This window comes from Paraburkholderia sediminicola, assembly GCF_046026675.1.
Lineage (GTDB): Bacteria > Pseudomonadota > Gammaproteobacteria > Burkholderiales > Burkholderiaceae > Paraburkholderia > Paraburkholderia sediminicola_F.
Genome location: NZ_JAQQEY010000001.1, coordinates 3,728,489 through 3,751,638 on the forward strand (window position 1 = coordinate 3,728,489; position 23,150 = coordinate 3,751,638).

Below are 23,150 nucleotides of genomic sequence, written 5' to 3' on the forward strand. Positions count from 1 at the left end.
CATGTATCTCGGCATCGACCTCGGCACGTCCGAAGTGAAAGTCCTGCTGCTCGCCTCCGATGGACGCGTGATCGGCACCGCAGGCTCACCTTTTACCGTTTCGCGTCCGCATCAGCGCTGGGCCGAACAGAATCCCGAAGACTGGTGGGCCGGCACGCGCACGGCGTTGGCCGCGTTGCGCGCCAAACATCCGGACGAGTTCGCGCAGATTCGCGGCATCGGCCTCTCGGGGCAGATGCACGGGGCCGTACTGCTGGATGCGCAAGACCGCGTATTGCGGCCCGCGATCCTGTGGAACGACATGCGCAGCGACAAGGAGTGCGCCGAGCTCACCGAGCGCGCGCCGGAGTTGCACACCGTCGCCGGCAATCTCGCGATGCCCGGATTCACCGCGCCGAAGCTGCTATGGGTGGCGCACCACGAACCGGAAATCTTCGCGCAAACCGCCTGCGTGCTGCTGCCGAAGGACTACCTGCGTCTGCAACTGACCGGCGGCAAGGTGTCCGATCCATCGGATGCAGCGGGCACGCTGTGGCTCGACGTCGCCAAACGCGACTGGTCCGATTCGCTGCTCGCCGCCTGCAACATGACGCGCGCCCAGATGCCGGCCTTGTGCGAAGGCAGCGAGCCGTCGGGCACCCTGCTTCCCGCGCTGGCGCGCGAGTTCGGTTTGAGCGACGGCGTGATCGTCGCGGCCGGCGGTGGCGATAACGCCACGAGCGCGATCGGCATCGGCGCGACGCAACCGGGGGACGGCTTCGTCTCGCTCGGCACCTCGGGTGTGTTGTGCGTGGTCGGCGACAGTTTCCGGCCGAATCCCGCCTCCGCGGTGCACGCGTTCTGTCACGCGATTCCGGATCGCTGGCATCAGATGAGCGTGGTGCTGTCGGCGGCAAGCTGCTTGCGCTGGGTCTGCAAGCTCACGTCCACCGACGAGCCGACGCTGCTCGCCGAAATCGAGGCGCTTCCAGCGGAAGCGTTGACTACTGCCCCGCTCTTTCTGCCCTATCTGTCCGGTGAACGCACGCCGCACAATGACCCGTATGCGCAAGGCGTGTTCTTCGGCATGAATCACGCGACTGATCGCGCCTCGCTCGGCTACGCGGTGCTCGAAGGCGTGACGCTCGCGCTCACCGACGGCCTCGACGCGTTGCGCGCGGCCGGCACCGAAGCGAAGGCGCTATCCCTGCTCGGCGGCGGCGCACGCAGCGACTACTGGGCACAACTGCTCGCCGACGCGCTCGACACCGCCACCCGCAAGCACGGCGGCGGCGAAACCGGTGCGGCGCTCGGCGCGGCCCGCCTTGGCTGGCTGGCGGCGGGCGGCGACCCGGCCAAGGTGCTGACCAAGCCACCGATCGAAAAGGAGTTCACGCCGAACCCGCGACGGCACGCCGAACTGCGCAACCGGCTCGAAGCATATCGCGCGCTCTACCGCCACGTGCGACCGCTGTTCGACCCCGCGCGGCAACCGCTCGCCTAACCGGCAAAGCACAGCCGGTTCCCGTTGAGACGCGGGAACCGGCTGCTATCATCGGCGCACTTCAAGCGAACCGTCACCGTGCCCAAGTCCACAGAAAAATTAGACCTTGCTACCCGCGCCGCGTGGCTTTACTACGTCGCAGGCAATACCCAGAACGAGATCGCCGAGAAGCTGCAGGTGTCGCGCCCGGTCGCGCAGCGGCTGGTCGCCTTCGCGGTCGAAAAGAACCTGATTCGCGTACGCGTCGATCACAAACTGGCCGATTGCCTCACGCTCGCCGATCAACTCTCGAAGCGCTACGGCCTGAGCATGTGCGAAGTCGTACCGATCGACAGCGATACCTCGGAAGAAGTCGACCGCAAGCTGGCAGTAGCCGGCGCGCAGGTCATGGAACGCTATCTCGTCGAAGAAAAACCGATGGTGGTCGCCGTGGGCAGCGGCCGTACGCTGAAGGCCGCGGTCGATCAGATCGCGCAGCTGGAGCGTCCGCAGCACCGGTTGGTATCAATGGTCGGGGCGATCGCCCAGGACGGCTCCTCGAACCGCTACGACGTCGCGCTGCACATTTCGGAGAAGACCGGCGGCAAGCATTTTCTGCTGCCCGCGCCGTTGCTCGCCGATAGCGAGGCCGAACGCGCGCAGTGGTGCAATCACCGGCTCTACCGGATCGTCGAATCACTATTGGCCGAGGCGGATGTTGCGTTCGTCGGCGTCGGCAATATTGGGCCGAAATGTCCGTTGCACGAAGACGGCTTCATCACCTCCGCGGAGGTGAAGGAGTTGATGCAGAACCGTGCAGTGGCCGAAATGCTCGGCCTGCCGATCGATGCCGCCGGCGCGCACGTCGAATCGCCGACCGGCCGGCGCGTTACCAGCATCGCGCTCGATTCGCCGCCGCGGCGTCCTACCATCGGCTTTGCCGGCGGCGAGCGCAAGCGCGAGGCGCTGATCGCGGTGCTTAAAGGCGGCTGGCTGTCAGGGCTGGTGACCGACGAGCTGTGTGCGCGCGCGGCGCTCGAAGCGGCGGCTTAAAAGGCTTACAGGCAAGGCTTAGAGGCCCGGCTTAGAAACGGCCCACCGCCGCTCTACAACACCGGCAGCCCTTCCGTGATGATGATGCGGTACTCGCCGCCCTGCAGGCGCGTCTCGCTGACCGCCTGATACGCTGGGCTGCGATACCACGCGATTGCTTCGTCGTAACTGGGAAACTCGAGAATCAGGATTTCGTCGATCGGCGGCCCCTCCACCACTTCTTTTTGCCCGTGGCTCGCGAGCACCATGACCGCATGCTTCTCGAAGACTGCGGGCGCGTCCTGTTTGTATTCTTCCAGTTTGGCGGGGTCGAGCGTTTTCTCGCGCGTGATGACGACGTAGGCGGGCATGAACGATTCCTGAGCGTGAATAAACGTGACCGAACGGAAAGCGGCGCGCCCGCCGCTTTCCCAATCACATACTCACGCGGCCAGCACTTCTACGATCTTACGCTGGAAGGCTTTCCCTTCGCTGTCGAACAAATGGCAGTGCTCAGGCGTGGCGCCGAGCTTTTGCGTTTCGCCCTTGCTGTGCCGCTCGAGCGGCGGAATGCGCGCGATGATGCCGTCCGGCGCGACGCTCGATTCCGCATACAGATACGCTGCATCGCCGAGCGATTCGACCGCCATGGTTTTCGCCGACACGCCGTCGTCGGTCATTCCCACATGCAGATGCTCCGGGCGAATGCCGACTGTTACCTTGTCGCCCTGTTTCACCGCGCCTGGCTCTACCGCGACACGCTGCGTTTCGCCGGATTCGTAGCGCACGGTGACGCCGTCGTGCGTGACCGACTGCACGACGCCTTCCATAAAGTTCATCTTCGGCGAACCGATGAAGCCGGCGACGAAGCGATTGGCCGGCGCGTGATACAGCATGGTCGGGCTGCCGACCTGCTCCACATTGCCCGCCGACAGCACGACGATCTTGTCGGCCAGCGTCATGGCCTCGACCTGATCGTGCGTCACGTAGATCATCGTGGTCTTCAGCTCGTCGTGCAAACGGGCGAATTCGAGGCGCATCTTCACGCGCAGCGCGGCGTCGAGATTCGACAACGGTTCGTCGAACAGGAACACCTTCGGCTTGCGCGTAATCGCGCGGCCGATTGCAACACGCTGGCGCTGACCGCCTGAAAGCTGCTTCGGCTTGCGGTCGAGCAGATGGTCGATGTGCAGTATCTTCGCCGCATTACGCACGGCGGCGTCAATTTCCGGTTTCTTGGTGCCGGCGAGCTTCAGACCGAACGCCATGTTGTCGTACAGCGTCATGTGCGGATACAGCGCGTACGACTGGAACACCATCGCGATACCGCGCTTGGCGGGCGGTACGTCGTTCACGCGCGTGCCGTCGATGGTCAGATCGCCGCCGCTGATATCTTCGAGGCCGGCGATCATCCGCATCAGCGTCGATTTACCGCAACCGCTCGGACCCACGAACACGACGAATTCGCCGTCCAGGATGTCGAGGTTGATGTCGCGCATCACTTCGTTGTCGTCGTAGGCTTTTCGGATATTGCGCAGAGTTACGCTTGCCATGATGTGTCTCCGTGTATTGCTCTTGCTACGTTAATTCACTTATCCAGGTACCGTGCCAACGCGGCCGGCCTTACGGCGTCGCCGCCGTCGCGCTCAGCGTCCATTGCGCGACCAGGTCCGGCAACTGCAGCATGTCGTCGAACACCGTGCGCGCGCCCGCCGCATGCAACGCGTCGATCTGCGCGTCACTCGCATGACCGCCGCCGATAAAGCCCAGCACCGTCATACCCGCCGCGGTTGCCGCCGTCACGCCCGTCACACTGTCTTCCACCACGAGGCAGGCAGACGGCGCAAGGCCGAGACCAAGCGCTGCAGCGAGATAGACATCGGGCGCGGGCTTCGGATTCGGCACCGCATCGGCGCAAAAGAGCCGGTCGCCGAAGAACTTCACGAGGCCCGTGCGCGCCAGCACGTTCTCCACATACGGCCGGAAACTGTTGCTCGCGCATGCCTTGGTGAGCGGCACCTGCGCGAGCGCGGCCTCAATGCCAACGACTGTCGGTGCCTGCATCGCCGCCGCTTCCACCGCCTGGCGGATCGCCTCGATATCCTCGACGCTGAGGCTCTTGCCCAGTTGCGCCGCCGTGCCTTGCAACACCGTTTCAATGCGCAAGCCGAGCAGCGGCAGCACCACCGGCTTGACATCGGCATCGGGCCAGCGCGCCTCGAGTTCGTGCACCAGCATGTGCGCCGCCACGGCTTCGCTGTCGATCAGCACGCCGTCGCAATCGCAGATCAGCGCGAAATGACCTACCGTCGTGCCTGCGGTCATTTGACCGCCCCAAAGGTAAGACCGCGCACCAGTTGCTTCTGCGACAGCCAGCCGACGATCAGGATCGGCGCGACCGCAAGCAGTGAAGCAGCCGAGAGCTTGGCCCAGAACAAGCCTTCAGGACTCGAATACGACGCAATGAACACAGTCAGCGGCGCGGCGTTCGAACTCGACAGGTTGATGCTCCAGAACGCTTCGTTCCACGACAGGATTACCAACAGCAGTGCAGTGGAGGCAAGCCCCGGCAGCGACATCGGCATCAGCAGATAGACGATTTCCTGCCACGTCGCCGCGCCGTCGATCCGGCCTGCTTCGAGAATGTCGCGCGGAATTTCCGCGAAGTACGTGAACGACATCCACACCGCAATAGGCAGATTGATCAGCGTGTAGACAATCACCAGACCAGACACCGAATCGAGCAGACCACTGTTCTTCCACAACAGATAGATCGGCACCAGCACGCCCACCGACGGCATCATCTTTGTCGACAGCATCCACAACAGCACTTTCTGCGTGCGGCGCGTCGGAAAGAAGGCCATCGCGTACGCGGCCGGCACGGCGAGAATCAGGCACAGCACCGTGACGCCCGCCGAGATCAGGATCGAATTCCACGCGAACGAAAAGTAGTTGCTGCGCGCGAACACCTCGCGGAAGCTATCGAGCGTCGGGATGAAAAACAGCGACGACGAATAGGCCTGCTGCTCCGTCTTGAACGCGGTAATCGTCATCCAGAAGATCGGGAAGAACAGCAGCAACGCGACGAGCCAGGCGATCACGCCGGGGATGCCACGGCGAATTGCGGCGAACGGCGACTTGGCCGGCACGGTCATCGGCGCCGTGCCCGACGCAGAGGTAGAGGCAACGTGGCTCATTTTTCGTACTCCCCTTTCAGGTTCTTCGCGAGCATCCGCACAAGGAAGAACGACACGATGTTAGCCAGCACGACAGCCAGAATGCCGCCCGCCGAAGCGAGACCGACGTCGAACTGTTGCAGGCCCAGCGAATAGATCAGGTACGACAGATTGGTGGTCGCGGTGCCCGGGCCGCCGCCCGTGGTCGTATAGATTTCGGCGAAGATCGACAGCAGGAAAATCGTCTCCATCATCACCACCACCGCGATTGCCCGTTTCAGGTGAGGCAGCGTGATGTAGAAGAACATCGAGAACGGACCCGCACCGTCGATCTTCGCCGCTTCCTTCTGTTCCTGATCGAGCGACTGGATCGCGGTGAACAGAATCAGGAACGCGAACGGCAACCATTGCCACGCGACGATCATGATCACGGCGGTAAGCGGGTACTCGGCGAACCAGTCGATCGGCTGCATGCCGATTGCGCGCATGCCCTGTGCGATCAGGCCATACACCGGATGCAGGATCATGTTCTTCCAGATCAGCGCGCTGACCGTCGGCATCACGAAGAAGGGTGCGATCGCCAGTAGCCGCGCAATGCCCTGGCCGTAGAACTTACGGTCGAACAAAATCGCCATCAACACGCCGCCGACCACCGTGATCACCAGCACCGAGATGATCAACTCGAGCGTGTGCCCGATCGACGGTCCGAACGACGGATCGCTGGCGAGATATTTGTAGTTGTCGAAACCGGCGAAGCCTTTCAGATCCGGATTCAGCAGGTTATAGCGCGAGAACGAAAACCAGATCGTCATCGCCAGCGGAATCGCCATCCACAGTACGAGCACTGCGACTGAGGGCGTCACGAGCCAGCGGGCGGAATTGGCTTTGCGGGTTTCGCGTTCTTTCTCTGTTTGGGGATGGGCGTGCATAAGAGGCAGGCGTAAAGGACGCATGATTGACCACCTGTTCGGTAATGCGCGGGCCGGCGCTTTATCCGCCGTGATCGCTTTAACCGCCTGGCTACCGCGACGCAATGCGATGTCTCGGTGCCCACGCGGCGGGGACGGCCCGCTGTGCTGCGTGGGCCGGCTGACGGGCGTCAGCCGGCGCGTGCCACGTGACTCATGTGGCGGGCTTCCGCTTTACTTCTGATACCCAGCCTGTTGCACGGCGCGATTCGCCGTTGCCTGGCCGGCTGCCAGCGCCTGATCGATCGTCATCTGGCCGGCAATCGCGCCGGAGATGCTCTGACCAACTACGGTGCCGAACGACTGGAACTCAGGAATGCCGACGAACTGCACACCGGTGTACGGCACCGGCTTCAAGGTCGGATGATCCGGGTCAGCCGTTTCGATTGCCTTCAGCACGAAGTCGCCGAACGGTGCAGCCTGTTTGTATTCAGGACGTGCGTAGGTGGAGTGGCGCGTTCCCGGAGGCACCGAGGCCCAGCCCTCATCCTTCGCGACCAGTTCGATGTACTGCTTCGACGTGGCCCACGCGATGAACTTCTTCGCCGAGTCAGCCTGCTTCGACGACTTCGGAATGGCCAACGCCCACGCCCACAGCCAATGCGAACCCTTCGGCGTAACGGCGATCGGCGCCGCTGCAAAGCCCACCTTGTCGGCGATCTGCGACTGCTGCTTGTTGTAGAGCATGCCGGCGGCCACCGTTGCGTCGATCCACATCGCGCACTTGCCCGAGGACATCAGCGTAAGGTTTTCGTTGAAGCCGTTCGAGCTGGCTCCCGGAGGGCCGTCTTTCTTCAGCAGATCGACGTAGAACGTCATCGCCTTCTTCCATTCCGGCGACGTCAACTGCGCCTGCCACTTCTCGTCAAACCAGCGGCCGCCGAAGGTGTTCACCACCGTCGTGCCATACGCCATGTTCTCGCCCCAGCCGGCCTTGCCGCGCAGGCAAATGCCGTACATGCCGTTGGCTTTGTCCGTGAGCTTGTCGGCGAATTGCGCGATCTGGTCGTAGGTCGGCTGGTCGGGCATTTTCAGGCCCTTCGCGGCGAACAGATCCTTGCGGTAATACGTCATCGAGCTTTCGACGTAGAACGGCAGCGCGTACAACTGGCCGCCACTCGAGAGGCCGTCGCGGGCCGTCTTCACGACGTCGTTCAGATCGTAATCAGCGGGCAGATTGGTGAGCGGCGTGAGCCAGCCGCGCTTGCCCCATTGCGGCGTTTCGTACGCGCCGATCGTCATCACGTCGAACTGGCCGCTGCCGGTCGTGATGTCGGTGGTGGCACGTTGACGCAGCACGTTTTCTTCGAGAATCACCCAGTTGAGCTTGATATCCGGATTCGCCTGCTCGAAAGCGGGCGAGAGCTTCTTCAGCTCGATCATGTCCGGATTGTTCAACGTGGCGATGGTCACCGTGGCCGCCTGAGCGTGCAACGCAAAGCATGCGACGGCGCCGGCACTGACCGCCTTCAGCGCGGATTTTGTAGCTGGTTTCATGTGTTGTCTCCTTTCTCGTACGTTATGTGATGCTGCGTTTGTTCTACGAAAATGACGAAGGGTGAAACAGGTTCGACTCATCCACTCTGCGATTCGCTCAGCTCATCCAATTGCCACCGTCGACGTTCAGGGTTTGCGCGGTGATGTAGTCGGCATCCGCCGACGCGAGAAACAGGGCGGCGCCGGTCAGATCGTCCGGCACACCCATACGGCCGAGCGGCACCGCTTCACCGACGAGGCGCTTCTTCTCGCCGAGCGGCCGGTTTTCATAGCGGGCGAAGAGCGCGTCGACCTCTTTCCACATCGGCGTATCGACGACGCCCGGCGCGATGCCGTTCACATTGATCTTATGCGGCGCGAGGGCGAGCGCTGCGGATTGTGTGTAGCTGAGGACGGCGGCTTTGGTTGCGCAGTAGTGCGACACCAGCGCCTCGCCGCGGCGCCCGGCTTGCGACGACATATTGATGATCTTGCCGCCGTGGCCCTGCTCGACCATTTTCCGGGCGACGGTTTGCATCAGGAAGAACATGCCCTTCACGTTGACCGCGAAGAGGCGGTCGAACACGTCCCAGGATTCATCGAGGATCGGGCGCATATCGAAGAGCGCGGCGTTGTTGAACAGGATGTCGACCTGGCCGAAGCGCTCCAGCGTACTCGCGAGAATGCGTTCGATATCCTCGCGGCGCGTGACATCGGCGCTGACGCTCAGCACACGGTCGCCGTAAGCGGCGCGCAACGCGTCGCCGAAACTGTCCGCTGGCTTCACGTCGACCAGCACGCAGCGTGCGCCTTCGTCCAGATAGCGCCGGGCCACGGCTTCACCGATTCCGCTTGCCGCGCCCGTCAGAATGGCCACCTTGTCTTGCAATCGTGCCGACACTGCCTGTCTCCGGTTCGTTTCGCTTCTTGAGGCGCGGTGAGCGAACGCTCGTTGCGCGAACAATTGCTCTGTTAGTGATCGAATGATCGGATACGGACCGGGTCATGTCAAGGCGCTCGACCAGATTTCGATGGTGCAGCGCGGCAGGACCATCGCGCACCCTCTTCCAGCTTCGATCGATACAAATACGAGAAATCGAAGACCGCCAAGCTGCTTTCTGCGCAAGCCGCTGACAAAAATTCGAGATACGTTATATCATTGCGGCCTCGCTTCGCTCCGAAGCTTTGCAGGTTCGTCAGGGAGTCCGCCGATGGCTACATCGATTGCAGAACACCATGCCGTACGGCTCGCCCATGCCGAGGCGCACGCCGCCCTGCATGGGCTCGCGCTCACGCCGCTGCGGCGTCAGGTGTATGCGGCGATCGTCGCCAGTGACCGGCCGATCGGCGCTTACGAGTTGCTGGACGCGCTCGAGCCGCAACGCGGGCGCGTGCCACCCACCACGATCTACCGGGCGCTGGACTTTCTGCTCGCGCATGGCTTCGTCCATCGGATCGAATCGAAGAACGCGTTTTTTGCCTGCTGCGAGGTCGGCGTGCCGCATCGCAGCCAGTTTCTGATGTGCGACGGATGCGGCGCGACTGTCGAGATTCCCGGCGGCGATCTTGCCCAACAGCTGTCGCATAGCGCGCCGGCGCACGGTTTCGAGGTGCATCGCCAGGTGGTCGAGCTAAGCGGTCTGTGCGCGCGCTGCGCCCGCGCGACGCGGCCCGCCGGTACGCCCCTATGAAAGCCGGCCTGAACGCTGGCACGAACGCCGAAGCGCGCCGCTCCCAAGGTTTGTAGTTCATTCAACTCTCACGCAGCAGGAAACAACGATGAAGAAATTCGGCTCGATGTTGAACGGGGCGCGCCATGCGCTGAAGCTGTCGAAGACCTTGGCCATGGGCGCAGCGACCGCCGCTGCTTTCATGTTCAGCCACGGCGCATTTGCCGCAGATGCGAAAATCCCGGTGGTGGCAGCGGAAAACTTTTACGGTGACGTCGTGCAGCAACTGGGTGGCGATCGCGTCGACGTGACCAGCATCCTCAGCAATCCGGACCAGGACCCGCACCTGTTCGAAGCCAGCCCGAAGACGGCGCGAGCCTTGCAGCATGCGAGCCTTGTGGTCTACAACGGCGCCGACTACGATCCGTGGATGGCGAAACTGCTGGCCGCGTCCAAAGGCTCGAATCGCACGACGATCGTTGCCGCCGAACTGACAGGCAAGAAGGGCGGCGATAATCCTCACCTCTGGTACGACCCGGCCACCATGCCGAAAGTGGCGCGCGCGGTGAGCGCGGCGCTGGTCGCGGCTGACCCGGCGCACAAGTCGGCGTACGATGCGAACCTCGCGAAGTTTCTCGATTCGCTGAAACCCATCGACGCCAAAGTCGCTGATCTGCACGGCCGCTACGCCGGTGTGCCGGTGACGGCAACGGAGCCGGTGTTCGGCTATATGTCGGACGCAGTCGGCCTCTCGATGCGCAATCTGCGCTTCCAGTTGGCGACGATGAACGACACTGAAGCAAGCGCGGCCGATATCGCCGCGTTCGAACGCGATCTGCGCGAAAAGCGCGTACGCGTTCTGATCTATAACAGCCAGGCAACCGAGGCCCTGACCAAACGCATGTTGAAGCTCGCGCAGCAATCGAAGGTGCCGACCATGAGCGTCACCGAAACCGAACCGGCCGGTAAGACCTATCAGACGTGGATGCTGACGCAGCTTGACGTGCTGGGTGCGGCGCTGGCTGCGGGCGATGCGGGCGGAGCGAATGCGGCGGCGGCCAGCGCCAAAGGAAAATCCCAATGAATGAAACTGGCCGCAGCACGCCAGCTAATGCATCGACGGGCGCACGCAGCAACGCGCCCGTGCTTGAACTCGAGCGCGTGACGCTCGAACTCGGCGGCCGCACGATTCTGCGCGACGCCGGCTTCGTGGTGAACCAGGGCGAATTCATCGGCGTGCTCGGGCCGAACGGCGCGGGCAAGACCACGCTGATGCGCGCCGTGCTCGGTCTCGTGCCGGCTGCGAGCGGCGCGATCCGCGTGTTAGGACAGCCGGTGGAACGTGGTAACTCGTCGATCGGTTACATGCCGCAGACGCGCAGTGCGCTGGCCGGGCGCCGCGTGCGCGGCCGCGACTTCGTCGCCATGGCCGCCGATGGACACCGCTGGGGCCTGCCCCACGCGGACAGCAAAACCCGCGCGGATGTCGAGCGGGTGCTCGATCTGGTAGGCGGCCGTCAGCTGGCCGAGCGGCCGTTATCGGAACTGTCGGGCGGCGAACGTCAGCGTCTGCTTCTCGCGCAATGCCTGCTCGGCGACCCCAAGCTGCTGCTACTCGACGAACCGCTGATCAGCCTCGATCCGCATCATCAGAAGAGCGTGGTGGAACTGGTACGGCGCGTGCAACAGGAGCTCGGCATTGCCGTGCTGTTCTCGGCGCATGAACTGAATCCGCTTCTGCACGCGCTCGACCGCGTGCTGTACCTCGGCAGCGGCGTCGCCGCGCTCGGCACCGTCGATGAAGTCATTACGCGGCCGGTGCTGTCGCGTCTCTATGGCTCGCCGATCGACGTGATGCGCGTGAATGGCCGCATCTTCGTGATGTCGGGCGACGTGGAAGTCGAAAAACACGATCACGAGCACGAACACGACGAGAACGGCGGCCATAGCCACTCACATTCGCACGATCACGGTGGCGCGCACGGCCACTCACACCAGCACGACTCACGCGACGGACATAAGCACGATGTTTGAATACGATTTCATGGTGAACGCGTTCGCGGCGTCGGGGATCGTCGCGGTGCTGGCAGGCGTGGTGGGCTATTTTCTGGTGATGCGTGGACAGACCTTCGCCGGTCACGCGCTTTCGCACGTCGGCTTTACCGGCGCGACCGGCGCTGTGCTGATCGGCATCTCGCCGATCTGGGGGATGATCGGCTTCACGCTGGCGGCAGGCGTCGGTATGGGCGCGCTCGGCGAGAAACTGGCAGGACGCGATGTGGCGATCGGCATGATCCTGTCGCTGTCGCTCGGCTTCGGCTTGCTGTTCCTGCACTTCTTCACCGCGTACGCGACCCAGGTCACCGCGCTGCTGTTCGGCAACGTGCTCGGCGTGAATGCGTCGACACTCGGCGTACTGGCGGCGTTGGGTGTCATCAGTTTGCTGGCGCTCGCTGCGATCATGCGCCCGTTGCTGTTTGCTTCGTTGCAGCCGGAATTGGCGGAAGCCAAGGGCGTGTCGTTGCGCAGGGTGTCGGTGCTGTTTCTGTCGATTGCCGCGCTCGCCGTGGCGGCGTGCACGCAGATTGTCGGCGTGCTGCTGGTGTTCACGCTGATGGTCGGGCCGGCCGCCGCCGCGCAAAACGTGACGACGCGGCTCTCGACCGGTCTCGTGCTTGCCGCCGTGTTCGCGCTGGTGCAAGCCTGGCTCGGTCTCACGCTGGCGTTCTATACCGACTGGCCGACGAGCTTCTGGATCACCGTGCTGTCGGCGGTGGTGTATGGCGGGAGTTTGCTGAGGCGGCGTTGAAGCGGCGCCTGGCGGCGACACACTGCGTGCCGCCGCCATCGCCCTGCGGAATTTCAACCGAGCAGCACCTTCGCGTGATGCGCGAGATGATCCTCGATGAACGTCGTAATGAAGTAATACCCGTGGTCGTAGCCTGCATGACGACGCAAGGTCAGCGGCTGTCCCGCGGCCTTGCAGGCAGCTTCGAACACATCCGGGTTCAGCTGCTCGGCGAGGAACTGATCCGCCAGCCCCTGATCGATCAGAATCCCCTCAGCGAACTTGCGCTTTGCGTGGGCGACCAGCTCGCTCGAGTCATACTGCCTCCACGCTTCACGGTCTTCGCCCAGATATCCGCTGAACGCCTTCACGCCCCACGGGCACTGTGAAGGCGCGGCGATCGGCGCAAAGGCCGACACCGACCGATAGATCTCCGGGTTGCGCAGCGCCAGCATCAACGCGCCATGGCCACCCATCGAATGCCCGAAGATGCCCAGACGTCCACCATCCACCGGCAGATTCGCGAGCACGGTTTCGCGCAGTTCATCGCGCACATACGAGTACATCCGGTAGTGCTTCGCCCACGGCTGCTGCGTCGCGTTGACGTAAAAGCCCGCGCCCACGCCGAAGTCCCACGCCGCGCTTTCGCCAGGCACGCCCGCACCGCGCGGGCTGGTGTCCGGCGCGATCAGCGCGATGCCGTGCTGCGCCGCGAAGCGCTGCGCGCCCGCCTTGACCGGAAAGGTTTCTTCCGTGCAAGTCAGCCCGGCGAGATAGAACAGCGCGGGCACGTTCGCGTTGGCCTGCAAAGCCTGCGGCGGCAGATACACCGAGAAGCGCATCGGCAGACCGACGGTCTGCGAGTCGTGCCGGTAGATCCGCTGCTCGCCGCCATGGCAGGCATGCGACGACAATAATTCAAGCATCGACATGCTCCTTTCTGTGCCGGGTCGGTGAAGTTTTAGTACAGCACGACCGAGCGGATCGACTCGCCCTTCTTCATCAGGTCGAAGCCTTCGTTGATGCGCTCGAGCGGCAGACGATGCGTGATCAGGTCGTCGATATTGATCTTGCCTTCCATGTACCAGTCGACGATCTTCGGTACGTCCGTGCGGCCACGTGCGCCGCCGAATGCCGAGCCCTTCCACTCGCGGCCCGTCACCAACTGGAACGGACGCGTGCTGATCTCTTCGCCCGCCGCCGCGACGCCGATGATGAACGACTGACCCCAGCCCTTGTGCGTGCATTCCAGCGCCTGACGCATTACCTTGGTGTTGCCGATGCATTCGAACGAATAGTCCGCGCCGCCGTCGGTGAGTTGCACGATATGGTCGACCACGTTCTCGACTTCGTTCGGGTTGATGAAGTGGGTCATGCCGAATTTCTTCGCCAACTCCACGCGGCCAGGGTTGATATCGACGCCGATGATCTTGTCCGCGCCGACCATTTTCGCGCCCTGGATTACGTTCAGACCAATGCCGCCGAGACCAAACACCACCACGTTCGCACCCGCTTCGACCTTCGCCGAATACACGACAGCGCCGACGCCCGTCGTCACGCCGCAGCCGATGTAGCAGATCTTGTCGAACGGCGCGTCTTCACGCACTTTCGCGACCGCGATTTCCGGCACGACGATGTAGTTCGAAAACGTCGATGTGCCCATGTAGTGAAACAGCGGCTTGCCGTCGAGCGAGAAGCGCGACGTGGCATCGGGCATCAGACCTTTGCCTTGCGTCGAACGGATCGCCTGGCAAAGATTGGTCTTGCGCGACAGACAGAATTTGCACTGACGGCATTCCGGCGTGTAAAGCGGAATGACGTGGTCGCCCTTCTTCAACGTGCCGACACCCGGACCCACATCGACGATCACACCCGCGCCTTCGTGGCCGAGAATCGCCGGGAAGATGCCTTCCGGATCGGCGCCCGAGAGCGTGTAGTAGTCGGTGTGGCAGATACCTGTCGCTTTCACTTCAATCAGGACTTCACCGGCGCGCGGACCTTCCAGATCCACTTCTTCGATCGTCAACGGGGCGCCGGCTTTCCATGCGATTGCTGCTTTGGTTTTCATCGTGAATGCTCCTGTGAGTCGGTGAATGGCTGGCGCGTCGCAGTGAGATATCGCGCGGCGTGCCGGTGTCGGGATTCCGCAGTTAATTCGTGTGCCGGACGGGGGACGGACAGTGTCGTTGCCGCCCGGCATCAAGCGCCGGCCTATACCTTAGCGTGCGAAAGCCGTCATGGTATTGCAAAGTACGCCGCGGCATTGTCTGTAGCTGACATCGCGTTGTTCAGCGAAGCGGAGTTTCGCCGAACCATGATTCGACGCGGCCATACAGATCGAGAAAGCGCGCATATCGTTCGGCGAGCGCCGCATCGCCTTGCGGTCCGGCAACACGCGTCGCGCCCGGCGCAAGCGCGGCGAGGTCGCTCGCGTGCCAATGCCCGCTCGTCAATCCACCGAGGATAGCCGCACCACGCGGCGCCGCGTTGGGACAGTCGACGGCATGGAGTTCGACGTTTAACGCGTCGGCGAGCAACTGCCGCCAGCGCGCATCGACTGAACCGCCGCCCGCGAGCTTCAAAGTCGTCACTGTCGCGCCGCTCGCGCGGATCGCGTCGAGGCCGGCGCGCAACGAGAACGCGACGCCTTCGAATGCGGCGCGCATCATCGTGCCGCGCGTGTGGTCGAGCGCGAGGCCGAGCCAGCCGCCACGCGCGGCGGGGTTGAGCCACGGGGTGCGTTCGCCGGTGAGGTAGGGCAGAAAAGTCAGGCCCGCTGCTGCGCTGGAGATAACGGCCGATGTTTCGCCAAAGGCACCATCCGATGCGTTGCCGGAGAGACTGCCGGATGCATCGCCGAACGCTTCAAGATAAGCATCAACCCATTCATACGACAACCAGCCCCGCACGCGTTCGAGCGCGACGCCGACGTTTTGCATCGCCGCCATCCGATACCAGTGATCGCTCGCGGCCCGATAGCGATGCAGTCCTTTCACGGCTTGCGGCGCCTGCTCGGCGAGCACGACGATTTGTCCTCCGGTGCCGGTGGTGAGCAACGCGTCGCCGTCGCTCGCGAGACCACTGCCAAGCGCCGCGCATGGCGTATCGGCGGCACCGATCGCGAGCACGATGCCTGCGCGCAGACCCAGTTCCTGCGCAGCTTCCTGCGACAGAATGCCGCCCGCCGCGTAGGAAGGCGCAAGCGGCGCAAACCATTCATGCGGCAATTCGAGCCGCTCGAGCAGCGCCTGATCCCACACGCCTGCGGGATCGGCAAGCGCAGTCGCGCAGGCGTCGGATGGATCGGTTGCGACCACGCCGCCCAATGCGACGCGCAGCCAATCCTTCGGTTGCAGCGCCCATCGCGTCTTACGCGCGGACTGCGGTTCGTTCTGCACGATCCAGCGCAGCAATGGACCGGCCATGCCTGGCGCAACCGGATTCGGCTGCGGCTCGGGCCACTGATCGAGCAGACTCAACGCGCGTGTGTCGGGCCAGAGCATCGCCGGGCGCACGGCTTCGCCATCGGCGTCGATCAACACGACACCATGCATCTGTCCGGAGAAACCGATTGCTTGCACGTCACGACGCAACCCAGCAGGTAAACGCCCCGCCGCTTCGCATAGCGCGCGCCACCAGGTTTGCACGGAGATTTCGGCCCAGCCGGGATGCGATGTCTCGAGTGCATACGCGACACTCGCCGCTGCCTGCTCGCGGCCGTTTTCGTCGACGATTGCGACTTTGAGAGAGCCGGTGCCGAGGTCGATGCCAAGAAAACTCATGGGCGATAGGACGTCAATTTGAGCTTAGGGACAAGCACGCGAAGGGTGCCTGGAACGGCGTATTTTCTGTCATCGCTGCACGGTTTCGGAAGCGCGCCCGAAAGCGCGCCGAAAACCCGGAATCGCGGGTTAACCCCGCTACGCCGTAAGCCGCACAAAAATAGCACTATGCGTCAAGCGAGATACACCTCATTGATTCTCACACATATCCCGTAAGCACGGGCACGCGCGACGCGCGAGCGCCCATCGCCGCTGCGTGGGGCTGACGGCCGATTTGTGCGGCGCACGCATTTCTTTTAGCTTTCAAACAGGCCTCATCCATATCGTCACCGGGAATGCCGGAATAGGCCCCAGTGGTCTTGTTGCAGCTTTTCGTTCCGCATACCTTGGAGCCATCCCAAAACGAGATGGTGGAGAGAGACAAAATGCAATCGAACACGGTTCACCCGTGCGACGAGCGACTGCCCGCGGGCCAGTTGCTGACGCTCGGCATTCAGCACGTTTTGGTGATGTACGCAGGCGCAGTTGCGGTGCCGCTGATCATCGGTGCGGCGCTGAAATTGCCGAAAGACCAGATCGCGTTCCTGATTAGCGCCGACCTGTTTTCCTGCGGCATCGCCACGCTGATTCAGACCCTAGGTCTGTGGATCTTCGGCATCCGTCTGCCGGTCATCATGGGCTGCACGTTCGCGGCTGTCGGCCCGATGGTCGCGATCGGCACCAACCCTTCGCTCGGTATTCTCGACATCTTCGGCTCGACGATCGCGGCCGGTGTCATCGGCATCCTTCTCGCGCCGGCGGTCGGCAAGCTGCTGCGCTTTTTCCCACCGGTGGTGATCGGCGTGGTGATTTCGGTGATCGGCCTCTCGTTGATGGAAGTGGGCATCAACTGGGCAGCCGGCGGCGTGGGCAATCCTGATTACGGCAACCCGGTCTATCTGGGTCTGTCGCTGATGGTGCTGATGCTGATTCTGTTGATCAACAAGTTTGCCAAGGGCTTCCTCGCCAATATCTCGGTGCTGCTAGGCATCGTCGCGGGTTTCGTGATCGCACTGGTGCTCGGCCGCGTCAATATGGATGGCGTCACGCACGCACCGTGGGTCGGCATTGTGATGCCGTTCCACTTCGGCCTGCCGCATTTCGATCCGCTCGCGATCGCGACGATGGTCACCGTGATGTTCGTCACTTTCATCGAATCGACCGGCATGTTCCTCGCGGTCGGCGACATGGTCGATCGTCCGGTGGATCAGAAGACGCTGGTGCGCGGTCTGCGTGTCGACGGTCTGGGCACGCTGATCGGCGGCATCTTCAACTCGTTCCCGCATACCTCGTTCTCGCAGAACGTCGGCCTGATCGGCGTGACGGGCGTGAAGAGCCGATTTGTCTGCGCGATGGGCGGCGTGATCCTGGTGCTGCTGGGCCTGTTCCCGAAGATGGCACAAGTGGTGGCTTCTGTGCCGGCATTCGTGCTCGGCGGTGCGGGCATCGTGATGTTCGGCATGGTCGCGGCGAACGGCATCAAGGTGCTGGCTAAGGTCGACTTCGTGAAGAACCATCACAACCTGTTCATCGTCGCGGTGAGCATCGGCATGGGTCTGGTGCCGGTGGTGTCGCCGCAATTTTTCTCGAAGCTGCCGCCGGCGCTGTCGCCGCTGTTGCATAGCGGGATCTTGCTGGCGTCGGTGTCGGCGGTCGTGCTGAACCTGATCTTCAACGGTGTGAAGAGCGAGAAGAAAGCGCAGTGCGAAATTCGCAAGGCCGGACATGACTTCGACGGACGCGGCGGTAATGAGTCGCCACGCGACGAGATGCTGCGTGCGGTGGATGCGCACTAAGCATCGGGATGCGGGCAACGCAGCGCGATAGAGATCGCGTTTAGCGTGAGTGCTGGGTTGAGCTGGGTTGATTTGAGCTAGGTTGTGATCTGAGTTGAGTTGAATTGATCTGAGCACAAACAAAAACGCCACGGCATGCCGTGGCGTTTTTTTATTGCCAGTTACGCAGGACAGCTTCCCTAAAACCGAAACCCGCCCTACGCGCCTGCTACTGCAAGACTCAACCCGCAGTCGCCGCCGAAGCCGCCACCGGCGCACTCGCCGCACCGTAATCGACCGGTGCATCCGCCGGACGCGGCTGTTCGCCGGCCCGTTCGATCCACCCGCCGCCGAGTGCCTGGTACAGCGTGACCAGGTTCTGCAGACGTTGCATGCGCGCGGCAACCAGCAACTGCTGCGACGCATACAGATCGTTCTGCGCGGTCAGCACCGACAGATAGCTGTCGACACCGTTCTTATAACGCAGGTCCGACAGATCCAGCCGGCGCTGTTCGGCAAAGGTATTGCGCTCCAGCGCCTGGATCTGCTGATCGTACGTGCCGCGTGCCGCCAGTCCGTCCGCCACTTCGCGGAAGGCCGTCTGGATCGCCTTCTCATACGTTGCGATCTGGATGTTCTTCTGCACGGTGGCGAGATCGAGATTGGCCTTGTTCTGACCGCCTTCGAAGATCGGCAACGTGATCGACGGCGCGAAGCTCCATGCCGCCGAACCCGGCTTGAACAGACCGCCGAGCGTCGGGCTCAGCGTGCCGAAGCTGCCGGTCAGCGAGACCTTCGGGAAGAACGCTGCACGCGCCGCGCCGATGTTCGCGTTGGCCGCAAGCAGATTCTCCTCGGCCTCCATGATGTCCGGACGACGTGTCAGCAGATCGGACGGCAGGCCCGCCGGAATGTCCGTCAGGAGGTTCTGACTGTCCAGCGACATGCCTGGCGGCAGATCGTCCGGCAACGGCTCGCCGAGCAGCAGCACGAGCGCGTTATCGGCCTGAGCCCGCAGACGTGCCTCCGACTGCAGGTTGGCGTTCGCCTGCTCGACCACCGTCTGCGCCTGCCGCAGATCCAGTTCCGAACCCGTGCCGTTGTCGAACTGCAGCTTGGTGATGCGGTACGACTCCTGCGCGGTCTTCAGCGTGTTCTGCGTGACCTTTAGCAGATCGTCCACCTCGAGCACCGTCATGTACTGATTCGCCACCTGCGAGACCAGCGCGATTTCCGCGGCCTTGCGCGCCTGAGCGGTAGCCAGGTACTGAGCCAACGCCTGATCCTTCAGGCTTTGAATCCGCCCGAAGAAGTCGATTTCCCAGGACGCGTTCAGACCCACCGAGTACGTGTTGCTGATCGTCAGCCCAGTGGATGTCAGATCTTTCGGCGTGCGCTGTTTGCTTTGCGAAGCCGCAGCGTCCAACGTCGGGAACAGCGCCGCGCGAGCGATCTGGTACTGCGCCTGCGACGCCTGGATATTCAGCACCGACACGCGCAGATCGCGGTTGTTCTTCAGCGCGATTTCGATCAGCCGCTGCAAACGCGCATCAGCGAAGAAATTACGCCAGCCGATATCGGCGGCCGCCTGGCCGTTCGCGGTCCGCGAGGCACCCGCCGCGCCCGGCTGCGTGTCGTACACGCCGCCGGTCGGGAAGGTCGCCGTCACGGGCTCATCCGGGCGATGGTACTTCGGCGCCATCGTGCAACCCGCGGCGAACAGCGCAACCGCCACTGCAATCAAAGAGTGTTTTTGCATCTCAATGTCCGTCCTTGCCCGAGCCTGCATCAGTCGACCCGCCACCTTGGCCGTCATGCGGATGGTGCTGGTTGTAGTGTGCGAGCGCCTCATCCGGGTCTTCCTTCTCGCCGCCGAACTTCGCGCGGATCACGACGAAGAACATCGGGATCATGAAAATCGCGAGGAAGGTCGCCGTCAACATCCCGCCGATCACGCCAGTACCGATTGCGTGCTGACTGGCCGAGCCCGCGCCGTTACTGATCGCGAGCGGCATCACGCCGAGAATGAACGCGAGCGAGGTCATCAGAATCGGACGCAACCGCAGACGCGCTGCTTCCAGCGCCGCCTCGATCGGCCCCATTCCTTCACCCTGCTGCAACTCGCGGGCAAATTCCACGATCAGAATCGCGTTCTTCGCCGACAGCCCCACCGTGGTCAACAGACCCACCTGGAAGAACACGTCGTTCTCGAGCCCGCGCAGCGTAGCGGCCAGCAGTGCGCCGATCACGCCGAGCGGCACCACCATGATCACCGAGAACGGGATCGACCAGCTTTCATACAGCGCCGCGAGACACAGGAACACAACCAGGATCGAGATGCCGTACAGAATCGGCGCCTGCGAACCGGACTGGCGTTCCTGCAACGACAGGCCCGTCCATTCGTAGCCGATACCCGCCGGCAGCTTCGCCACGAGTGCTTCCATGGCCGTCATGGCCTGACCGGTCGATTTGCCCGGTGCAGCCGCGCCCTGGATTTCCACCGCCGAGATACCGTTGTAGCGCTCGAGCTTCGGCGAACCGTAGGACCACGTACCGCTGGCGAACGACGAGAACGGCACCATGCTGCCGGCCGTATTGCGCACGTACCAGGCGTTCAGGTCTTCCGGTTTCATCCGGAACGGCGCGTCGCCTTGCAGATACACCTTCTTGATCCGGCCATCGGTATCGAGGAAGTTGTTCACGTACTGCGACGCCCATGCGATCGAGAACGTCTGGTCGATCACCGACAGCGACACGCCGAGCGCGGAAGCCTTCTCGTGGTCGATGTTCACGGTGAACTGCGGCGTATCGTTCAGGCCGTTCGGACGCACCTGAGCCAGCGTCGGATCTTTCGCAGCCATGCCCAACAGCATGTTGCGAGCCTGCATCAGCTTCTCGTGGCCGATACCGGCGCGATCCTGCAACTCGAAGTCGAAGCCGGCAGCCGTGCCGAGTTCAGGAATCGACGGCGGATTCACCGGATACACCAGCGCGTTCTTGTAGCTCGAGAAGTGCATGAAGAGTCGGCCAACCAGCGCCTGCACCTTCTGATCCGAGTGCTGACGCACCGCGTAGTCCTTCATCCGCACGAACACGAGACCCGCGTTCTGACCGCGGCCGGCGAAGCTGAAGCCGTTCACGGTGAAGGTCGATTCGACAATGCTCTTCTCGCCGTTGAGCAAGTAGTCGGACACGTCCTTCAGTGCCTGAGCCGTGGTTTCCTGCGTCGAGCCGGACGGTGTTTGCACCAGCACGAACATCGTGCCCTGGTCTTCATCAGGCAGGAACGACTTCGGCAACTTCACGAACAGCAGGCCGACCGCGAAGATCACCACCATGTAGATGATCAGCCAACGGCCCGAGCGTTTGATCACGTGGTGAACGCCCGAGTGATACTTGTCGCGGCTCTTGTTGAACGTGCGGTTGAACCAGCCGAAGAAACCGGTGGTTCTTTCCTGATGACCCTTTTCGATCGGCTTGAGGATCGTCGCGCACAGCGCCGGCGTCAGAATCAACGCGACCAGCACGGACAGCACCATCGCCGCCACGATCGTCAGCGAGAACTGCCGGTAAATAGCCCCGACCGAACCGCCCGAGAACGCCACCGGCACGAACACCGCCGACAGCACGAGCGCCACGCCGACCAGCGCGCCGGTAATCTGGTCCATCGCCTTGCGGGTAGCATCTCGAGGCGACAAGCCCTCCTCCTGCATCACCCGCTCGACGTTTTCCACCACCACGATCGCATCGTCCACCAGCAAGCCGATCGCCAGCACGAGCCCGAACATGGACAGCGTGTTGATCGAGAAACCCACCAGACCCATGACCGCGAACGTGCCCAACAGCACCACCGGCACGGCGATCGTCGGGATCAGCGTGGCGCGCAGGTTCTGCAGGAACAGGTACATGACCAGGAACACCAGCACGATACCTTCGAGCAGCGTCTTGACCACTTCTTCGATCGACAGGCGCACGAACGGCGTGGTGTCGTACGGATACTGCACGACGAGGCCGTGCGGGAAGTACTTCGACAGTTCGGCGACCTTCGCGCGGACTGCCTTGGCCGTAGCCAGCGCATTCGCACCGGTGGCGAGCTGAATACCGAAGCCTGCCGTCGGCTGACCATTGTACTTGGTGTCGAAGTTGTAGTTTTCGCCACCGAGTTCGATACGCGCCACGTCCTTGATACGGACTTGCGAACCGTCTGTATTCACCTTCAGCAGCACGTTGCCGAACTGTTCAGGCGTATTGAGCAGCGTGGCTTCCGTGATGGTTGCCTGCAGCACCTGACCCGGCACCGACGGCGTGCCGCCGAGCGAACCGCCCGCGACCTGCACGTTCTGCGCCGTCAACGCCGTCTGCACGTCCACCGGCGTTAAGCCGAAGTTGGTCAGCTTGTTCGCGTCCAGCCAAATCCGCATCGCATACTGCGAGCCGAACAGCGTCACCGTACCCACACCGTCGATCCGGCTGACCGGGTCTTCGACGTTCGACGCGACGTAGTTCGCCAGGTCGTACTTGTTCATGCTGCCGTCTTCGGACACGAACGCCATCACCAGCAAGAAGCTGCTGCTCGACTTCGTGACCTTGGTACCCAACTGCTGCACGGCTTGCGGCAACAGCGGCGTGGCGAGCTGCAGCTTGTTCTGCACCTGCACCTGCGCGATGTCAGGATTGGTGCCGGCTGCGAACGTCAGCGTGATGGTTGCCGTACCCGAGTCGTCCGACGTGGACGACAGATACAGCAAGTGGTCGAGACCACTCATCTGCTGCTCGATCACCTGCGTGACAGTGTTTTCCACCGTCTTCGCCGATGCGCCCGGATACGTTGCGCTGATCTGCACGGCCGGCGGCGCGATGGTCGGGTATTGCGCGATCGGCAACGTAAAGACCGACGCGATACCCGCGAGCATCAGAATAATGGCGATCACCCATGCAAAAATCGGGCGATCAATAAAGAACTTTGCCATGTGGCGGGCTCC

Annotated in this window: 19 protein-coding genes; 7 read left to right on the forward strand and 12 right to left on the reverse strand. The window is 62.8% G+C overall.

Going from position 1 to position 23,150, the window contains the following annotated elements:
• The first annotated feature begins 1 nt into the window (after position 1).
• Together xylB and PQQ86_RS16215 are read left to right on the forward strand one after the other, a co-directional pair.
• Positions 2–1,483: a xylulokinase gene (xylB, locus tag PQQ86_RS16210; RefSeq protein WP_408268580.1), complete on the forward strand. Its 1,482-nt coding sequence runs from the start codon at positions 2–4 to the stop codon at positions 1,481–1,483.
• A gap of 78 nt (positions 1,484–1,561) precedes the next feature.
• A complete protein-coding gene (locus PQQ86_RS16215) occupies positions 1,562–2,515 on the forward strand; it encodes a sugar-binding transcriptional regulator (RefSeq protein WP_408268582.1) in 954 nt (317 codons plus the stop codon).
• 53 nt (positions 2,516–2,568) lie between these two features.
• Here the strand turns inward: PQQ86_RS16215 and PQQ86_RS16220 are convergent, their stop codons facing one another.
• The 7 genes from PQQ86_RS16220 to PQQ86_RS16250 form a co-directional block, all read right to left on the reverse strand.
• A complete protein-coding gene (locus PQQ86_RS16220) occupies positions 2,569–2,865 on the reverse strand; it encodes a DUF1330 domain-containing protein (protein WP_408268584.1) in 297 nt (98 codons plus the stop codon).
• 72 nt (positions 2,866–2,937) lie between these two features.
• Positions 2,938–4,047: an ABC transporter ATP-binding protein gene (locus tag PQQ86_RS16225; RefSeq protein ID WP_408268587.1), complete on the reverse strand. Its 1,110-nt coding sequence runs from the start codon at positions 4,045–4,047 to the stop codon at positions 2,938–2,940.
• 70 nt (positions 4,048–4,117) lie between these two features.
• The gene (locus PQQ86_RS16230) at positions 4,118–4,819 is read right to left on the reverse strand and encodes an HAD family hydrolase (protein WP_408268589.1); all 702 of its coding nucleotides are present in this window, start codon (positions 4,817–4,819) and stop codon (positions 4,118–4,120) included.
• Positions 4,816–5,649, reverse strand: a complete 834-nt coding sequence (locus tag PQQ86_RS16235; RefSeq protein WP_234475103.1) for a carbohydrate ABC transporter permease — start codon at positions 5,647–5,649, stop codon at positions 4,816–4,818. The genes PQQ86_RS16230 and PQQ86_RS16235 overlap by 4 nt, the downstream gene beginning before the upstream one ends.
• A 38-nt stretch (positions 5,650–5,687) precedes the next feature.
• A complete protein-coding gene (locus PQQ86_RS16240; protein ID WP_408268591.1) occupies positions 5,688–6,623 on the reverse strand; it encodes a carbohydrate ABC transporter permease in 936 nt (311 codons plus the stop codon).
• A 189-nt stretch (positions 6,624–6,812) separates the two neighbouring features.
• On the reverse strand, positions 6,813–8,135 hold the full coding sequence (locus PQQ86_RS16245) for an ABC transporter substrate-binding protein (protein ID WP_408268594.1): 1,323 nt from the start codon (positions 8,133–8,135) through the stop codon (positions 6,813–6,815).
• 97 nt (positions 8,136–8,232) lie between these two features.
• Positions 8,233–9,015 (reverse strand): L-iditol 2-dehydrogenase, encoded by a 783-nt coding sequence (locus PQQ86_RS16250; protein ID WP_408268596.1) that lies wholly within the window; start codon positions 9,013–9,015, stop codon positions 8,233–8,235.
• Between the two features lie 310 nt (positions 9,016–9,325).
• On the opposite strand from PQQ86_RS16250, the gene PQQ86_RS16255 reads away from it, so the two are divergent.
• The 4 genes from PQQ86_RS16255 to PQQ86_RS16270 all read left to right on the forward strand — a co-directional run bounded on the left by PQQ86_RS16255 (position 9,326) and on the right by PQQ86_RS16270 (position 12,593).
• Entirely contained in the window at positions 9,326–9,805 is a 480-nt protein-coding gene (locus PQQ86_RS16255) for a Fur family transcriptional regulator (protein WP_408268598.1), read from the forward strand.
• Positions 9,806–9,893: 88 nt separating this feature from the next.
• Positions 9,894–10,868: a metal ABC transporter solute-binding protein gene (locus PQQ86_RS16260; RefSeq protein WP_408268601.1), complete on the forward strand. Its 975-nt coding sequence runs from the start codon at positions 9,894–9,896 to the stop codon at positions 10,866–10,868.
• A complete protein-coding gene (locus PQQ86_RS16265; RefSeq protein WP_408268604.1) occupies positions 10,865–11,818 on the forward strand; it encodes an ABC transporter ATP-binding protein in 954 nt (317 codons plus the stop codon). The genes PQQ86_RS16260 and PQQ86_RS16265 overlap by 4 nt, the downstream gene beginning before the upstream one ends.
• Complete coding sequence (locus tag PQQ86_RS16270; RefSeq protein WP_408268605.1) at positions 11,811–12,593, forward strand: metal ABC transporter permease; 783 nt, start codon at positions 11,811–11,813, stop codon at positions 12,591–12,593. Before PQQ86_RS16265 ends, PQQ86_RS16270 begins: the two co-directional genes overlap by 8 nt.
• A 53-nt stretch (positions 12,594–12,646) precedes the next feature.
• Here the strand turns inward: PQQ86_RS16270 and fghA are convergent, their stop codons facing one another.
• The 3 genes from fghA to PQQ86_RS16285 form a co-directional block, all read right to left on the reverse strand.
• Positions 12,647–13,498 (reverse strand): S-formylglutathione hydrolase, encoded by an 852-nt coding sequence (fghA, locus tag PQQ86_RS16275; protein WP_408268608.1) that lies wholly within the window; start codon positions 13,496–13,498, stop codon positions 12,647–12,649.
• 35 nt (positions 13,499–13,533) lie between these two features.
• Positions 13,534–14,640, reverse strand: coding sequence for an S-(hydroxymethyl)glutathione dehydrogenase/class III alcohol dehydrogenase (locus PQQ86_RS16280; protein WP_074282323.1), 1,107 nt, complete (start codon positions 14,638–14,640; stop codon positions 13,534–13,536).
• A gap of 220 nt (positions 14,641–14,860) precedes the next feature.
• Positions 14,861–16,354, reverse strand: coding sequence for a xylulokinase (locus tag PQQ86_RS16285; RefSeq protein WP_408268611.1), 1,494 nt, complete (start codon positions 16,352–16,354; stop codon positions 14,861–14,863).
• A 425-nt stretch (positions 16,355–16,779) separates the two neighbouring features.
• Between PQQ86_RS16285 and PQQ86_RS16290 the strand changes: the two genes are divergently transcribed.
• Entirely contained in the window at positions 16,780–18,189 is a 1,410-nt protein-coding gene (locus PQQ86_RS16290) for a nucleobase:cation symporter-2 family protein (RefSeq protein WP_408268613.1), read from the forward strand.
• A 220-nt stretch (positions 18,190–18,409) separates the two neighbouring features.
• Here PQQ86_RS16290 and PQQ86_RS16295 read toward each other — a convergent pair whose 3' ends face one another.
• Together PQQ86_RS16295 and PQQ86_RS16300 are read right to left on the reverse strand one after the other, a co-directional pair.
• Positions 18,410–19,927 carry an efflux transporter outer membrane subunit gene (locus tag PQQ86_RS16295; protein ID WP_408268615.1) on the reverse strand — a complete coding sequence of 506 codons (1,518 nt, stop codon included), beginning with the start codon at positions 19,925–19,927 and terminating at the stop codon, positions 18,410–18,412.
• Position 19,928: 1 nt separating this feature from the next.
• Complete coding sequence (locus PQQ86_RS16300) at positions 19,929–23,138, reverse strand: efflux RND transporter permease subunit (RefSeq protein ID WP_408268618.1); 3,210 nt, start codon at positions 23,136–23,138, stop codon at positions 19,929–19,931.
• Positions 23,139–23,150 lie beyond the last annotated feature (12 nt).

What these genes read in the sequence shown, in the direction of transcription:
- PQQ86_RS16280 (WP_074282323.1), bottom strand. Translation starts at nt 14,640, where the DNA reads ATGAAAACCAAAGCAGCAATCGCATGGAAAGCCGGCGCCCCGTTGACG.
- PQQ86_RS16245 (WP_408268594.1), bottom strand. Translation starts at nt 8,135, where the DNA reads ATGAAACCAGCTACAAAATCCGCGCTGAAGGCGGTCAGTGCCGGCGCC.
- xylB (WP_408268580.1), top strand. Translation starts at nt 2, where the DNA reads ATGTATCTCGGCATCGACCTCGGCACGTCCGAAGTGAAAGTCCTGCTG.
- PQQ86_RS16230 (WP_408268589.1), bottom strand. Translation starts at nt 4,819, where the DNA reads ATGACCGCAGGCACGACGGTAGGTCATTTCGCGCTGATCTGCGATTGC.
- PQQ86_RS16255 (WP_408268598.1), top strand. Translation starts at nt 9,326, where the DNA reads ATGGCTACATCGATTGCAGAACACCATGCCGTACGGCTCGCCCATGCC.
- PQQ86_RS16295 (WP_408268615.1), bottom strand. Translation starts at nt 19,927, where the DNA reads ATGCAAAAACACTCTTTGATTGCAGTGGCGGTTGCGCTGTTCGCCGCG.
- PQQ86_RS16235 (WP_234475103.1), bottom strand. Translation starts at nt 5,649, where the DNA reads ATGACCGTGCCGGCCAAGTCGCCGTTCGCCGCAATTCGCCGTGGCATC.
- PQQ86_RS16300 (WP_408268618.1), bottom strand. Translation starts at nt 23,138, where the DNA reads ATGGCAAAGTTCTTTATTGATCGCCCGATTTTTGCATGGGTGATCGCC.
- PQQ86_RS16240 (WP_408268591.1), bottom strand. Translation starts at nt 6,623, where the DNA reads ATGCGTCCTTTACGCCTGCCTCTTATGCACGCCCATCCCCAAACAGAG.
- PQQ86_RS16270 (WP_408268605.1), top strand. Translation starts at nt 11,811, where the DNA reads ATGTTTGAATACGATTTCATGGTGAACGCGTTCGCGGCGTCGGGGATC.
- PQQ86_RS16265 (WP_408268604.1), top strand. Translation starts at nt 10,865, where the DNA reads ATGAATGAAACTGGCCGCAGCACGCCAGCTAATGCATCGACGGGCGCA.
- PQQ86_RS16225 (WP_408268587.1), bottom strand. Translation starts at nt 4,047, where the DNA reads ATGGCAAGCGTAACTCTGCGCAATATCCGAAAAGCCTACGACGACAAC.
- PQQ86_RS16290 (WP_408268613.1), top strand. Translation starts at nt 16,780, where the DNA reads ATGCAATCGAACACGGTTCACCCGTGCGACGAGCGACTGCCCGCGGGC.
- fghA (WP_408268608.1), bottom strand. Translation starts at nt 13,498, where the DNA reads ATGCTTGAATTATTGTCGTCGCATGCCTGCCATGGCGGCGAGCAGCGG.
- PQQ86_RS16285 (WP_408268611.1), bottom strand. Translation starts at nt 16,354, where the DNA reads ATGAGTTTTCTTGGCATCGACCTCGGCACCGGCTCTCTCAAAGTCGCA.
- PQQ86_RS16220 (WP_408268584.1), bottom strand. Translation starts at nt 2,865, where the DNA reads ATGCCCGCCTACGTCGTCATCACGCGCGAGAAAACGCTCGACCCCGCC.
- PQQ86_RS16260 (WP_408268601.1), top strand. Translation starts at nt 9,894, where the DNA reads ATGAAGAAATTCGGCTCGATGTTGAACGGGGCGCGCCATGCGCTGAAG.